Below are 14,168 nucleotides of genomic sequence, written 5' to 3' on the forward strand. Positions count from 1 at the left end.
GTTCCGTTCCTCTTGCTCGACGGTTAACGGCTAGATCGGGGACGTTTAGGAATGGTTAACGCTCAGACGGGTAGCGGCGCGATCTTTCCGGCGCGATCCAGATACACACCTTCCCAGGGTCGGCCGATTTGAAAGCTGCCGGCACCGTTCTCCTGCCGCAGCAGGGATGCCGGACCTGTCGTTACCATGGCCAGCGCGTCGGCCAGCGACACGCCGACGTGGTCGCGCAGCACGCCGATGGCCGTCGGAAAGTCCAGATCGGCGCCGGCCAGCGTGCCGTCTTCCAGCGTCAGACGGCCCTCGCGGCGCAGAACCTTGCGCCCGTTGAGGGTGAACGACGTGATGTCAGCACCGACGGTCGACATGGCGTCGCTGACCAGAAACACGCGCCCCGGCCCGGTCTTGGCCGCCAGTGCAATGCGCATCGTGGCGGCGTGAACGTGGATGATGTCGGCGATCAGGCCAGCCGACACCGCGCCGTGATGCAGGGCCGCGCCGACCAGTCCCGGCGCGCGGCTGGTCATCTGGCTCATCGCGTTGAACAGGTGGGTGATACAGCGCGCCCCGGCGGCGATTGCCGCACTGGCCGCCTCGAAGCTGCAATCGCTGTGGCCCAGCGACACGATTATTCCGGCCTGTGCCAGTCGCGCGATCCGCGCGATCGGGACGGTTTCGGGCGCGAGAGTGACCATCAGATTGGGCAACCGTGCGGCAGCGTCGATCAGCAGGGCCTCGTCCGCATCCTCCATCGGCCGGATCAGCGCGGGATCGTGGGCGCCCTTGCGCGCGCGCGCCAGATGCGGCCCCTCGAGATGAAGCCCGGCGAGTCCCGGCACGCCCCGCGCCAGCGCCAATTCCACGGCATCGATCGCCGCGCGGGTCTTTTCCGGCGTGTCGGTGATCAATGTCGGCAACAGCCACCGCGTGCCGGTGGTGGCATGGGCAGCCGCGATCGCCGCGAGCCCGTCGGCCGTGGTGATGTCGTTGAACATCACGCCCCCGCCGCCATTCACCTGAAGGTCGACGAAACCAGGACACAATGTTCCACCGTCAAGCTGTCGCACGGCGAACCCTTGGGGCACGTCGGGCGCCGACGCGAGTCCGGCAAAGGCGCCGTCCTTCAGCAGCAGGGCCGCCCCTGAATGCAACCGGTGGCCGTCAAAGATATCCGCGCCCATCAATGCGAAATGTGTCATGCCGTGTCCGTACCACTCCGTTCGATCTGTGCCATGCGGGCCGCGCTCCGGCCGCCGCCGACGCCCGACAGACCCCGCCCGTTTCAGCTCCGCATTTCGGTTGCAAATGCACAGCGCGCCAGAAGCGCCGCACCGTCCAGCGCATTGCCCCGTGCCGGGCGCAGCCGCGCGCGGTGGTTGGAAGACAGGAAATCCGCGTAATGCGGACCGACCCCGCCCGACAAACACAACACATCATCGCCGGCAAGGTCCAGAACCCCGATCGCGCGGCCCAGGTAATCTGCGCCGCGCTGCATCAGATCGCGCCCCGTGACATCTCCGGCCTGCGCTGCCGCGACGATGGCGGGGGCCAGGGTGGCATAGTCCGCCGGCCGTGCGGTGGCGGCGAAGGCAACGATGTCGGCGGGGCCGGACGGGTATCGGGCCAGGGTTTCGCGGGTCAACGGCGTGTGGTCCGCCATTGCATCACAGCACAGGATCACCTGTTCCAGAAGCGCACGACCCAGCCAGGCCCCCGAGGCCTGGTCCGACACCTGAAGACCCCAACCGCCGACGCTGCGTTGTGCACCGCCGTGTTGCGCGGCAATCAGGCTGCCGGTCCCGATCGCAAGCAGGGCACCGCTCTGCTCGCCCAGCGCTCCGGCCAGCGACGTTGGAAGGTCACCGGTCACCCGCACCCGCGCAAACCCGAACGCGCGCGCCACCGGTTCCGACTGCGCCGTCCCCAGAACACCGGCAAGCCCGATATGGGCAAAGACCGATGGCGCGGCCGTTTCCGGGGTCAGCCCGGCGGAAACCAGGGCGGCATTGACAGCCGTTCTGACGCTGTGGATGGCCTGCGCAATGTCCGTCGTCGCATTGGCAGGGCCGCCGTGCCCATGGCCGAGCGGCCGACCGTCAAGGCTGCACACGACGGCACGACAGCCGGTTCCGCCGCCGTCAACCCCGACCAGGTGATGGGCCTGCTGTTGGCACATGTGATACCCCTGCCGCATTTCTTGATATGGCGGACGGTCAAGCCGCGACATCGACGCACTTTCAGGCGTTAGTGCGCATTCCTGGGCGGTTCAATCGTTCAATCCATCCTAAGGTATGTTTCATGGAGCGGCGCGCACCAATTTTCCGCGTTCCGTCACCACGATCCGGAGAGCGGGATGAGAGTTCGGGAGCCTCCGGCGGGAGTAGTTGTAGCAAGAAAAAGCCGGGCGACAGTGCTTTTTCTTGCCCGATACACTCCCGCCGGAGGCTCCCGTCGTTTCAGCGGACGCGCCGACAACGATTTTTCAGACGGCTTGATGCGTGCGGCTTTCATGCGGGTGGCGGTGAGTTTAACGGGAAACGGTTCGTCGCGCGGAGTGCGGGGCGATGGAAACGCTGGGTCAGGTCATCCATCGCCAATGTCAGGGGCGATGGTTGATCAGCTCTGCCGCGCCGGCGGCATAGTCCAGTCGGGTCACCGAAAGGTTGTCGATCTTCTGTGCCAGCACATCGTAGGGGCTGCGCCCCGTCGCGCGGGCAAGCTGTGACAGGATGACGCCGAAATGCGCCACCGCGATTACATGGCGGTCGGGGTGGCGTTGGTTGATATCATCGACAAACGGCGCGATGCGTTCGGCGGCCGCGTTCCAGCTTTCGCCGCCGGGGGCCGCGATGTCGCCGGGTGTTTCCCAATAGGCGCGCGACAAGTCCGGGTCGCGCGCGGCGATATCGTCGAAAGCCATGCCATCCCAGGCTCCGAAATCGAATTCCCGCAACGCGGATGTCGGGGGCAGCCGCAGGCGTGCGCCGGCGATGGCGTCGGCGGTCGCGCGGGCGCGGATCAGGTCGGAAGAGACCACAAGGCCGTCCCCTGGCAGGAACCGCGCCAGCCGATTGAGGGCCGCGTGATCCGAAAGGTCGGCGGGCACATCGCGCCAGCCGCACATGGCCCGGTCGTGAGTCGGGCCGTGACGCACCCACCACCAGATCGCGCTCATGCCGCGCCCGTGGGCATGCGGCCTTTCAGCACCCTGGGCAGCCCAGCGGTGATCAGGACCACCAGATCGGCAGCGCTGGCCAACCGGCGGTTCAATCTGCCTTGTGCGTTGCGAAACCGCCGCGCCAGCGCGTTGTCGGGGACGATGCCCTGCCCAACCTCGTTGCTGACCACCACCACCGGACACGGTGCGCCGGCCAGCAGCGCCGCAAGACCGTCTGTTTTGCCCTCGAGATCGGCGTCGTTCAGCATATGGTTGCTGAGCCAGAGCGTGGCGCAATCCAGCAGGATCGCATCGCCGGGTCCGGCGGCATCGAAAGCGGGCGACAGGTCAAGCGGTGTTTCGATTGTCAGCCAGCCGTCCCCCCGCGCCGCACGATGGGCCGCGATCTTAACGCGCATTTCATCGTCGAACGCCTGCGCCGTGGCAGCATAGATCCTGCGCCCCGGCCCCTGATCGTTCAGCAAGGTCTCGGCGAAATCCGACTTGCCCGAAGCGGCGCCGCCTAGGACAAAGGACAGGTTTGGCAACATCACAGGCAACTTTCTTTGATCCACGGGCGTTCCAGCAACGTAGTTTTAACGAAATATACAACGCAAGGCTCTTAATTCCGGGCCAAATCAAGGGATCAAAACCATGGCTGCCGAGGGTTTCAACGATCAGACATTGCCACGCCGGGCCATGAAGGCCGAGCTTTTGGATGCCGAGACCGAATTGCAACTGGCGTATGCCTGGCGCGACCAGCGCGACGAACAGGCGTTGCACCGGTTGATCACGGCGTACATGAGGTTGGCCATATCCATGGCATCGAAATTCCGCCGCTATGGTGCGCCGATGAACGACCTGATCCAGGAGGCCAGCCTTGGGCTGATGAAGGCGGCCGACAAGTTCGACCCCGATCGCGGCGTCCGTTTTTCCACCTATGCGGTGTGGTGGATCAAGGCCAGCATCCAGGATTACGTCATGCGCAACTGGTCGATGGTGCGGACGGGATCCACGTCATCGCAGAAATCCCTGTTTTTCAACATGCGCCGGGTTCAGGCCCGTCTGGAGCGTGAATCGGCTGCCCGGGGCGAGGTTCTGGACAAGCATCAGATGCGCCAGATGATCTCGACCGAGGTCGGCGTGCCGCTGCACGATGTCGAAATGATGGAGGGGCGGCTGTCCGGCTCGGATTATTCGCTGAACGCCACCCAGTCGTCGGAAGACGAGGGCCGCGCCTGGATCGACGCGTTGGAAGATGACGGTGAACAGGCGGCCGAGGCCGTGGAGCGGCGCAAGGATCTGGACACCTTGCGCGAATGGTTGTTGTCGGCGATGGCGGTTCTGAACGATCGCGAAAGGTTCATTGTGCGCGAGCGCAAACTGCGCGAGGAAACGCGGACCTTGGAAAGCCTCGGCGACGAACTGGGCCTCAGCAAGGAGCGCGTGCGACAGCTGGAGGCGGCGGCCTTCGGCAAGATGAAGAAGACGCTTGAGACGCAATCGCGCGAAGTGTCGAACTTCCTCGCGTGAGGTTCTTGTTGGCCGGCGCGGCGATCTGCCTTGCGGCGCCGGCCTGGTGCGCGGGTGTGGCCGCGGATGCCGTCGAACTGGGCGGGTTCGACGTGGTCATCATGGGTGAAATCCACGACAATCCCGAACACCACGTCAATCAGGCCGCTTGGTTGACGCAAATGTCGCCCGTTGCCGTTGTCTTTGAAATGCTGACGCCGACACAGGCCGGGATCGCGCAAGACGTGCAGGCGGATGGCCCCGCCGCGATTGCCCGCGCGACCGGTTGGGCCGAAAGTGGTTGGCCCGATTTCACGCTCTATGCGCCGGTGTTCCGGGCGCTCGGCGCGGCGTCCATTTTCGGCGCCGATGTGGCCCGTGGCGATCTGCGGGCGGCAATGGCCGACGGTGCCGCCAGCGTACTGGGCGACGATGCGGCCGCCTTCGGCCTGACGGCCCCGCTGGACGTGGATGAACAGGCGCGGCGCGAAAAGTTGCAGGCCGACGCGCATTGTGGCGCGCTGCCTGCGGCCATGCTCCCGACCATGATCGAGGCGCAGCGCCTGCGCGACGGGATGCTGGCGCGGGCGGTAATCCAGGCGCTGGACACAGTCGGGGGGCCGGTTGCGGTGATCACCGGCAACGGTCATGCCCGTACCGATTGGGGCGTGCCCGCACTTTTGAAAACCGCTCGCCCCGAACTGCGCGTCCTGTCCATCGGCCAGATCGAGGATGGACCACCGGGCACCGACACCTCCTTCGACGTCCCGATCGCCACATCGGCCGCCGTGCGCGACGATCCGTGCGCCGTCTTTCGCTGACGCTGGCGCGTGTTGCACGGCGCTTGTGCATGACGCGGCCCGCTTCTAGGTTTGCATCGCACGGCATAGCGGGGTCATCATGCTACACGGCAAACATGTTCTGCTGATCATCGCGGGTGGCATCGCGGCCTTCAAGGCGCTGGATCTGATCCGCCGGCTGCGCGAGCGCGGCGTCAAGGTCACGCCGGTGATGACCCGGGCGGCCCATGAATTCGTCACCCCGCTGTCGGTCTCCGCTCTGGCGGGGCGGGCGGTCTTCAGCGATCTGTTCGATTTGACGGCCGAGGCCGAGATGGGTCATATCGAACTGTCCCGAGCCGCCGATCTGGTGGTGGTGGCACCGGCCACCGCCGATCTGATGGCGAAGATGGCGACGGGCCAGGCCGACGATCTTGCCTCGACCCTGCTGATGGCGACGGACAAGCGGGTGCTGATCGCGCCCGCGATGAACGTGCGGATGTGGCAACACCCCGCCACCGTGCGTAATCTGGCGGTGCTGCATGGCGACGGCATCCTGTCGGTCGGTCCCGACGACGGCACGATGGCCTGCGGTGAATTCGGCCCCGGCCGAATGTCCGAGGTGCCCGACATCATCGCCGCCATCGCCGCCGCCTTCGGCCATGGCCCGCTGGCGGGCCGGCATGTTCTGGTCACGTCGGGCCCGACTCATGAACCGATCGATCCGGTGCGTTATATCGCCAATCGCTCGTCCGGGGCCCAGGGCACGGCGCTGGCGCGCGCGCTTCTGGATCTCGGCGCGCGCGTCACCTTCGTCACCGGCCCGGCTGCGGTGCCGCCACCGCAGGGCGCCGACGTGATCCGCGTCCAGACCGCGCGCGAGATGCTGTCGGCGGTGCAGGGCGCCTTGCCCGCCGATGCCGCCGTTTTTGCGGCGGCCGTGGCCGATTGGCATGTGACCGGTGCCTCGGATCAGAAGATCAAGAAGACCGGCGATGGAATGCCCACGCTGACCTTTGCGGAAAACCCCGACATCCTTGCCACCGTGTCACGGATGACGACGGGGCGTCCGGCGCTGGTCGTGGGTTTCGCGGCCGAGACCCAAGACGTGATCGCCCATGCCACGGCCAAACGGCAGCGCAAGGGATGCGACTGGATCGTCGCCAATGATGTTTCACCGGCGACCGGCATCATGGGCGGTGCGGAAAATGCCGTGACGATCATCACCGACGACGGCACCGAGGAATGGCCGCGCGCCCCGAAACAGGCGGTGGCCCGTGACCTTGCGGCGAAAATCGCGGGCGCGCTGGGCTGAAGGGCCGAAGCGCCGTTCCGATTGCTATCAGAACGGGCACTTGACGCGAAACGTCATTCCGACGCCGCCATCTGGGTGACGCAGGCGCAGGCTTTCGGCGTGCAACATCAGGCGGTCATGATCCCTCGCCGCACCCGTGGCATAGAACGGGTCGCCAAGGATCGGATGGCCCAGCGCCAGCATGTGAACGCGCAACTGGTGCGACCGGCCGGTCTTGGGAAACAGTCGCACGCGGGTTTCGCCATCGCCACGCCGCATCACCCGCCAATCGGTCTGCGCCGCGCGTCCGTTCTCATGGTCGACCATCTGACGGGGCCGGTTTTCCCAATCGACGATCAGCGGCAGATCGACGGTGCCGGTCGCCGGTTCCAGCGCGCCGGCCACCCGCGCGACATAGGATTTTTTCATGTATCGCTTTTCGAATTGCAGCCCGAGGTGGCGCTGGGCATGAGGGGTCAATGCGAACACCATGATCCCCGAGGTGTCACGGTCCAGACGATGCACCAAACGCGTTTCGGGAAAGACCGCCTGCGCCCGCGTCAGCAGGCAATCTGCCAAACCTGGCCCCTTGCCCGGAACCGAAAGCAATCCCGCCGGTTTCGCCAGCAGCAGGAGCTCGTGATCCCGGTGCACGACCTCAAGGGGCGTATCAGGTGGTGAATAATCGCTCATCGATGCCTCCGGGCGGTCCGGATGTTCACTTGGACCCCCTTGCTTTTTCTTGCTGAAAATACTCTCGCCGAAGGCGTCGCGCCGCTTCGACATGCGCGGCGTTGCCGGGTCTCGGTGCTTCAGACGATATCGTGCCCCGCCGCGCGCAGACGGCGGGCCAGTTCGGCGATATGGGCCGGTCCGACTTCGCAACAGCCGCCGACGATGGTGGCGCCCTGCGCGACCCATCCCATGGCGATGTCGGCATAGAGTTCGGGTGTCATTTCGGGGCGGGGCGACAGGGCGTCGACGGTCGGACGCTCGGTCAGGAAATCGGCGGTGATCTGTGTGAAGGCATTGGCATAGGCGCCGAACGGCCGTGCGGCGGGGGCGATGGCGTAAAGTGCCGCGGCCATCGCTTCGGGCGCCGAACAATTGGCAAGGATTGCCTCGGCGCCGCCGGCCGCGGCTTCGGCGGCGGCCGCCGCAACCGGTTCGCCCGACCGCAACAACGTGCCGTCGCGGTCGTCGACGGTCAGCGCGATCCAGACCGGAACGCCGACTGTCATCGCGCCCTCCAGCACCGACACCAGATGATCCACCGAGGCGACCGTTTCGCAGATCAGGAAATCGACGTGCGGCGTCATAATCCGCGCGACTTCGGAATACAGCGGCACGGCGGTGTCGTGATCCGGATGCCGGTCGAACTGGTACGAGGCGACCAGCGGCCCGATCGCGCCGGCCACCCGTCCGCTGCCATGGGCGTCGCGCGCTGCCCGCGCCTCGCCCAGGGCCATGGCATGGAGTTCGGCGAAGCGGTCGGCGTGTTCCGTATCGACAAGCCGGTCACGGTGCATGGCATAGGTGTTCGCCGTTGCAACGGTGGCGCCGGCCGCGAAGAAATCGGCATGTATCGCCTGGGCCAGGCCGGGATTGTCCAGCATCGCCTGCGTGCTCCACAGGGGCGTCGGCGCCTTGTGCGAGCGCGCGATCAACTCCTGCCCCAGGCCACCATCAAGAAGGGTGATTTCGGTCATGTCGATCTCCTTGGGTTGCGGGTCGTCACGGCGCCCTGGCAACAGTCGGTGTCCTGTGTTCGCCGCGATTTTGCAAGTGCGGCGTCGGGTGGCGCAACCCGGTCCGGTCTGTCAGCCGATCAGATCCCGCGGGACGACGAAGTCCAGAACCTCGCCCGTGCCACACGTGATGTCGGCCCAGGCCGGTGCGTCGAAGCGGACCACCAGGGTGGCCGCCGTGGGATAATCCGCAAACCGCGGGTGATCGGGGGCATCGCGCACCAGCGATGCCGCCAGCGCGCCGATTCCGGGATTGTGCGTCAGCATCAGGACGGTCTGTGCGCGGGCGCGCGCCAGGTGTGTCAGCATCGTGTCGGGTGCCGGATGATACAGGCGCGGATGGAACGACACCTCGCAGGATCCAAGATGGGGCGCCATCCCCTCCCACGTCTCGACCGCGCGGGTCGCGGTCGACACCAACGCCTGTTGCGGCAGATGTCGCCGATCCTTCAGCCACGCCCCGATGGCCGGTGCGCTGTCACGGCCGCGCGCATTCAACGTCCGGTCATGGTCGTCCAGGCGGGGATCGTCCCATTCGGATTTCGCGTGGCGTGTCAGGATCAGGGTCAATGTCATCGGGAAAAGGCCTGCATGTGGAAAGCGGATTGGGTGGCGGTGCGGCGGGCGGTCGCGCTGACGGGGCAGGCGCGGCGCACCGCGCATCCATTATCCATGCAATCGCGGCCTTGGGGGCGGTTCAGGTAGGCCCGACAGACGGGCACGTCATAGCCGTCGGGCGTCAGGGCATAGACGGGACAGGCGTTGCGGCAGGGCTGCGTCGCGCAGGTGGCACATGGGCTTTCGCCCGTCGCGGGCAGATCGAACCGCCGCGCAAAGCCAAGCGCGCCGCGATACGACACGAACAGCCCCGCGGTGTCATGCACCAGAAGGCCGACCGGCGAAACCCACGCACGGCCGGTCGCCAGCGCCCAGCCGATAAACGGATGCCACGGCGGTCCGCCGAACGGAAACAGCGCCGCGGCGCCCATGTCAGCCGCGACGCCGTTCAGAACCCGTGTCGACCAACGGTCCAGCGGGTCGGGTCGGGTATCGTGAAACTCGGGCTGGGCCGTGACGTGGGCCCAGAAATCCGCGGCTGCCGGTCCGATCATCACCAACGTGGCGACACCATCGGGCAGATCGCCGGCATGGTCAGCCGTTGCCGCACCCATCACCGCCAGGCGGTGCGGCGCCAGGGCCCGCTCCACCTCGCCCAATGTCATCGTGGCGTGCGAATGATGCTGCCCGCACCATGGTCGGTGTAAAGCTCGAGCAGGCAGGCATTCGCCGCCCGTCCGTCCAGGATCACCGCCGCCCGCACGCCGGCGGCGATGGCATCCAGCGCGGTCTGCACCTTGGGGATCATGCCCCCCGAGATCGTGCCGTCGTCCATCATCTGGCGAATGTGCGCCGGCGTCATCTCGGTAACGATATCGCCCGATGCATCCTTGACGCCGGCGACATCGGTCAGCAGCAGCAACCGGTCGGCTTTCAACGATGCCGCGATGGCCCCCGCCGCCGTGTCGCCGTTGACGTTGAACGTCTCGCCGTTGGTGCCGGCGCCGATGGGCGCGATCACGGGAATGATCTCGGCCCGGTGCAGCGAGCGCAGGAATTCGGGATTGAACGCGACCGGCGTGCCGACAAAGCCCAGGTCGGGATCCGTCTGTTCGCACACCATCAGGTCGGCGTCCTTGCCCGACAGTCCCACGGCGCGCACCACCCCGCCGCCCGCCCGATTGACCGCCTGCACGATCCGCTTGTTGACAAGGCCCGACAACACCATCTCGACCACGTCCATGGTCGCGGTGTCCGTCACCCGCTTGCCGCCCCGAAACTCCGAGACGATCTCGAGCCGCTTCAGCATCTCGTTGATCATCGGACCGCCGCCGTGGACGATCACCGGGTTCACGCCGGTCTGCTGCATGAACACGACATCACGCGCAAAACTGGCCATTCCCTCGTCGCTGCCCATGGCGTGACCGCCCAGCTTGATGACGACGGTGGCACCGTCATAACGTTGCAGATATGGCAGCGCGGCATTCAGCGTCTGCGCGGTGGCGATCCAGTCGCTTTTCATTGGGTCACGCTTTTTCATCTCTGTCCCTCGGTTCGCCATCTGTTAGTCTGTCACGAAGGTCCACTCAAGGGCCGTGCACAATGGGATCCACCGTGAGCGAGCATGAAAGACAACGCACCCTGGTTCTGACCGGCGCCAGCCGCGGCATCGGCCATGCCACGGTGAAACGGTTTTCCGCCGAAGGCTGGCGGGTTCTGACCTGTTCGCGCCAGCCGTTCGATCCGCGTTGTCCCTGGCCGGGTGGCGCCGACAATCACATCGTCGTCGATCTGGCCGACCCCAACGACACGATCCGCGCCATCGACGAGATCCGCGCCAAGCTGGATGGCCGGCTGGATGCGCTGGTCAACAACGCCGGCATCTCGCCCAAGGGCGAGGACGGCGCGCGCCTGAACACCATCACGACCGACCTGCGGACCTGGGGGCATGTGTTCCACGTCAACTTCTTCGCACCCGTCGTTTTGGCGCGGGGACTGCGCGACGAACTGGCCGCGGCGTCGGGTGCCATCGTCAACGTCACCTCGATCGCCGGATCCCGGGTGCATCCCTTCGCCGGTGCGGCCTATTCCACATCCAAGGCGGCGTTGGCGGCGCTGACCCGCGAAATGGCCCATGACTTCGGGCCCCTCGGCGTGCGGGTCAACGCCATCGCCCCGGGCGAGGTCGAAACCTCGATCCTGTCGCCCGGAACCGACAAGATCGTACAGACCCTGCCACTGCGCCGCCTCGGCCAACCGGGCGAAGTCGCCGACGTCGTGTATTTCCTGTGCTCCAACCAATCGAGCTATGTCACGGGCACCGAAATCGAGGTGAACGCCGGCCAACACGTCTGAGATAAGATTTTTGCGCACGGCCCTATGGACAACCCCATCGCCGCGCGTCTAGAAGGCAACAACCCCGGCGGCAAAGCGCTTCGCGCAACGACCCGCCATCCCGTGCCCGGGTAGCTCAGGGGTAGAGCAGTGGATTGAAAATCCTCGTGTCGGTGGTTCGATTCCGCCCCCGGGCACCACTTAATCTCTTCATTTTCTGATGCGCGGTCGGGCTACTTTTAACACGGAGTGACCTGGATGCTGCCTTGGACACAGTTGGCGACGGCGACCGCCCCGGGCGGGGACACGCTCAGGCTGATGCGTCGGGGCGAAGAATTCTCGATCCGTCTTGCGGACGGCAACGAACTGATGAACAGCCGCCTCGGAGCGTCGGAAGAGGCGCTTGCTACTCTTGCCTTCTCGCATTTGACTGATCGATCGGCGGCGCGGGTGCTGATCGGAGGACTGGGGATGGGGTTCACCCTGCGCGCAGCGCAGGCTGTCGCGCCCCCCCGACACGCGCCTGACTGTATCCGAGATCGTGCCGGAATTAATCGACTGGGCCTCCGACGAGATGAAGCCGGTTTTCAAGGACTGCCTGTCCGACCCGAGGGTCGACATCAAAACAGGCGATGTCAGGGCCGAGATCAGAGCAGGGCACAAGACGTTCGACGCCATCCTCCTTGATGTCGATAATGGTCCGGACGGCCTGACCCGTCCGGGGAATGATTCCCTCTATGACGACAGAGGTCTGCGATGTGCCCATGCCGCGCTTACTGCTGGCGGTGTTTTGGCTGTGTGGTCCGCTGCGCCGGACACGGACTTTTCCAAGCGGCCGACGGAATGTGGCTTTCGGGCGACCACCCAAACCCTCCGCGCCGGGCATAACGGGCGCGGCGCCCGCCACACGATCTGGATCGCGATCAGAACCGGCACTTGAAAGCCTCTCGCCGCAATGCTCGGTTCCGCAATCAGACAACGAACCCCATCGCCGGTTCGACCGAACACGCGAGGTGATCTTGGCTGATCGTCACCCGATTGCCGCGACCATAGTGTTCTGCACCTGACATAAGATGCCCAGTCAGTCTATGGTGCGTCCCAGTTGTTTTTACGACGCTCCGAGGGTCAGCTATGCGGACCTTCCTGCCGTTCGCGGCGGGTGCTGGATTTGCGCGGCTAACGCGAAGAACATCGGGAGATGGGCGGGAAGCGGAAGTTTGCTGCGCGTTGCATCGATGTCCGCAACACGGTTCGTCCCGGATGATTTGATATAACTTCAGCAATCTGCCCGACCATTGATACCAATGAAAAACATCCTTACGCTACCTATGCATTTTCATTAAGATTATGACCAGCTTCAAAGGCTTGGTAGTTGGCCCGCAGCACGCTTGATGGTATCTAACTTGTGGATGTTGGTTAAGGTTGAGGTTGAACAAATTGCGAATTCCTCCTTCAAAAATACACGAACCAAGTATCCATCTGGGATTGAAGAAGTTTCTTCTCACACTGAATCGAGATCTGGACACAATTAAAGATGCGGTCGACTTCAATCGGGATTACGGATTTTATTTCAATCACTCTTTGCAGCTCAAGTCAGAGGCCGTATCGAACCTAGAGATTGCAATTCTCTATTTAGAAGATCGCAGATTTTATCACCACAAAGGATTTGAGGTGCGCTCAATCCTACGTGCCTTGAACCGTCTAGTAAGGCAAGGAAAGATAAACGGCATTAGCACGATAGATCAGCAAATTGTTAGAATTGCCACGGGGCGCTTTGAAAGATCATTCGCACGCAAGGCGCGCGAGATCATATTGGCCTGCATACTGAACTTGCACCTTTCCAAGAGATCTCTATTTGACTACTATGTTCACAACGCGTATCTCGGTTACAGAATGCAGGGTTGCGAGGTCGCCTCTAGAAAAATATTTGGCTTGCGAGCGTGCGAATTGGATGAAAATCAAGCTTCATTCATTGCCAGCCTTTTTCCGCTCCCGTTCCCGAAAGCCGTTTATCTAAAGTATATTAATTCAGGCCTCTTCCCTCTAGCCGATCCACATGATTTGATTGCGTTTGCGGAAAATATTGCACCCCTCTGGTCGGGAAGGATGAAGTATCGACTTCAAATTGCGAAGCAAGCTTACGGTTTTAAGTTTAGAAGTCTTTGGATTAGATAAGTTCTGGAAATCATGTCGAGGCGACCCACGCTAATATTATCGTATATAGATATTCTGGCTGTTTCCTCATTTGCGGTCATTTCGTTAAGCTCGGCTAGGAATCGATAGGCGACATAGCGCGCTGCATCCAACCTCCTTTGCGCCTCTACTTGCTCTTTTCGATGCGTAGGGCTTAGGTTTTCTTTACCAAGCCGATTGGTCCTCAAGGCGATGTCACTCACCTCTCTTATTTTAGCGTGAACGGAGTTTTCAAAGCTTAGCATTTTCTCTTTTCCGAAGAAATGAAAGATCCTTGATTTAAAGTTAGAAAATTCGTGCATCCAATCTCGGACGCTACTCCTGTAGTGCTGAAGCTCATCTTCGGTAACATCGCCTCTATTCACGTGCGAGACGAATTCTGAAGTTGCTAGAATCCTTTTGTCAAAGGCACGTGCTAAATCTTCAATAATCTTAGTGCACGCCTCGAACTCTCTTTGACGAACCTCTTCGCGCTTATTGTGCCTCCAAGATCTCTGCTGGAGGATATAGCCAACTAATGGGCACCTCGAAAAATTGCCCTGAGCGGGCCGCTGCGGTATGAAGCAGAGGGCATTTTTTGACCTGGGGTGTGACGA

16 protein-coding genes and 1 tRNA gene are annotated in these 14,168 nt (G+C 63.5%); 7 read left to right on the forward strand and 10 right to left on the reverse strand.

Annotation, left to right across the window (positions count from 1 at the left end; all coding sequences use genetic code 11):
* Positions 1 to 62: 62 nt before the first annotated feature.
* The 4 genes from nagA to cobU all read right to left on the reverse strand — a co-directional run bounded on the left by nagA (position 63) and on the right by cobU (position 3,705).
* Complete coding sequence (gene nagA, locus CFP68_RS16585) at positions 63 to 1,196, reverse strand: N-acetylglucosamine-6-phosphate deacetylase (protein ID WP_099828075.1); 1,134 nt, start codon at positions 1,194 to 1,196, stop codon at positions 63 to 65.
* Positions 1,197 to 1,279: 83 nt separating this feature from the next.
* Positions 1,280 to 2,173: a glucosamine kinase nucleotide-binding domain-containing protein gene (locus tag CFP68_RS16590; RefSeq protein WP_099828087.1), complete on the reverse strand. Its 894-nt coding sequence runs from the start codon at positions 2,171 to 2,173 to the stop codon at positions 1,280 to 1,282.
* Between the two features lie 423 nt (positions 2,174 to 2,596).
* Positions 2,597 to 3,172 (reverse strand): histidine phosphatase family protein, encoded by a 576-nt coding sequence (locus CFP68_RS16595; RefSeq protein WP_099828076.1) that lies wholly within the window; start codon positions 3,170 to 3,172, stop codon positions 2,597 to 2,599.
* Positions 3,169 to 3,705 (reverse strand): bifunctional adenosylcobinamide kinase/adenosylcobinamide-phosphate guanylyltransferase, encoded by a 537-nt coding sequence (gene cobU / locus CFP68_RS16600; protein WP_099828077.1) that lies wholly within the window; start codon positions 3,703 to 3,705, stop codon positions 3,169 to 3,171. Before cobU ends, CFP68_RS16595 begins: the two co-directional genes overlap by 4 nt.
* A 103-nt stretch (positions 3,706 to 3,808) precedes the next feature.
* Here cobU and CFP68_RS16605 point away from each other — a divergent pair, with 103 nt between their 5' ends.
* From CFP68_RS16605 to coaBC, 3 genes are all read left to right on the forward strand, one after another.
* Complete coding sequence (locus CFP68_RS16605; protein WP_099828078.1) at positions 3,809 to 4,687, forward strand: RNA polymerase factor sigma-32; 879 nt, start codon at positions 3,809 to 3,811, stop codon at positions 4,685 to 4,687.
* The gene (locus CFP68_RS16610) at positions 4,684 to 5,487 is read left to right on the forward strand and encodes a ChaN family lipoprotein (RefSeq protein WP_099828079.1); all 804 of its coding nucleotides are present in this window, start codon (positions 4,684 to 4,686) and stop codon (positions 5,485 to 5,487) included. The genes CFP68_RS16605 and CFP68_RS16610 overlap by 4 nt, the downstream gene beginning before the upstream one ends.
* A gap of 79 nt (positions 5,488 to 5,566) precedes the next feature.
* Positions 5,567 to 6,760 carry a bifunctional phosphopantothenoylcysteine decarboxylase/phosphopantothenate--cysteine ligase CoaBC gene (gene coaBC, locus CFP68_RS16615; protein WP_099828080.1) on the forward strand — a complete coding sequence of 398 codons (1,194 nt, stop codon included), beginning with the start codon at positions 5,567 to 5,569 and terminating at the stop codon, positions 6,758 to 6,760.
* A 27-nt stretch (positions 6,761 to 6,787) separates the two neighbouring features.
* Here the strand turns inward: coaBC and CFP68_RS16620 are convergent, their stop codons facing one another.
* From CFP68_RS16620 to argB, 5 genes are all read right to left on the reverse strand, one after another.
* A complete protein-coding gene (locus CFP68_RS16620; protein WP_099828088.1) occupies positions 6,788 to 7,432 on the reverse strand; it encodes a pseudouridine synthase in 645 nt (214 codons plus the stop codon).
* 119 nt (positions 7,433 to 7,551) lie between these two features.
* Positions 7,552 to 8,448, reverse strand: a complete 897-nt coding sequence (locus tag CFP68_RS16625) for a homocysteine S-methyltransferase family protein (RefSeq protein WP_099828081.1) — start codon at positions 8,446 to 8,448, stop codon at positions 7,552 to 7,554.
* Between the two features lie 111 nt (positions 8,449 to 8,559).
* A complete protein-coding gene (locus tag CFP68_RS16630; protein ID WP_099828082.1) occupies positions 8,560 to 9,063 on the reverse strand; it encodes a SixA phosphatase family protein in 504 nt (167 codons plus the stop codon).
* Complete coding sequence (locus CFP68_RS16635; protein WP_241524136.1) at positions 9,060 to 9,710, reverse strand: ferredoxin; 651 nt, start codon at positions 9,708 to 9,710, stop codon at positions 9,060 to 9,062. Before CFP68_RS16635 ends, CFP68_RS16630 begins: the two co-directional genes overlap by 4 nt.
* Positions 9,707 to 10,585, reverse strand: coding sequence for an acetylglutamate kinase (gene argB / locus CFP68_RS16640; protein WP_193825238.1), 879 nt, complete (start codon positions 10,583 to 10,585; stop codon positions 9,707 to 9,709). The genes CFP68_RS16635 and argB overlap by 4 nt, the downstream gene beginning before the upstream one ends.
* Before the next feature lie 74 nt (positions 10,586 to 10,659).
* Here argB and CFP68_RS16645 point away from each other — a divergent pair, with 74 nt between their 5' ends.
* The 4 genes from CFP68_RS16645 to CFP68_RS16660 all read left to right on the forward strand — a co-directional run bounded on the left by CFP68_RS16645 (position 10,660) and on the right by CFP68_RS16660 (position 13,554).
* Positions 10,660 to 11,400 (forward strand): SDR family NAD(P)-dependent oxidoreductase, encoded by a 741-nt coding sequence (locus CFP68_RS16645; RefSeq protein ID WP_241524137.1) that lies wholly within the window; start codon positions 10,660 to 10,662, stop codon positions 11,398 to 11,400.
* Between the two features lie 104 nt (positions 11,401 to 11,504).
* Positions 11,505 to 11,579, forward strand: a tRNA-Phe gene (locus tag CFP68_RS16650).
* 341 nt (positions 11,580 to 11,920) lie between these two features.
* Positions 11,921 to 12,319, forward strand: coding sequence for a polyamine aminopropyltransferase (locus CFP68_RS18535; protein WP_241524138.1), 399 nt, complete (start codon positions 11,921 to 11,923; stop codon positions 12,317 to 12,319).
* Positions 12,320 to 12,864: 545 nt separating this feature from the next.
* Positions 12,865 to 13,554 carry a biosynthetic peptidoglycan transglycosylase gene (locus tag CFP68_RS16660; RefSeq protein ID WP_158234196.1) on the forward strand — a complete coding sequence of 230 codons (690 nt, stop codon included), beginning with the start codon at positions 12,865 to 12,867 and terminating at the stop codon, positions 13,552 to 13,554.
* Here CFP68_RS16660 and CFP68_RS18325 read toward each other — a convergent pair.
* Positions 13,518 to 14,168: hypothetical protein (locus CFP68_RS18325; RefSeq protein WP_206601930.1), on the reverse strand; the 651-nt coding region annotated here is incomplete at its 5' end. The genes CFP68_RS16660 and CFP68_RS18325 overlap by 37 nt on opposite strands.

It is taken from the genome of Oceaniglobus indicus (genome assembly GCF_002751875.1).
Classification (GTDB): Bacteria; Pseudomonadota; Alphaproteobacteria; order Rhodobacterales; family Rhodobacteraceae; genus Oceaniglobus; species Oceaniglobus indicus.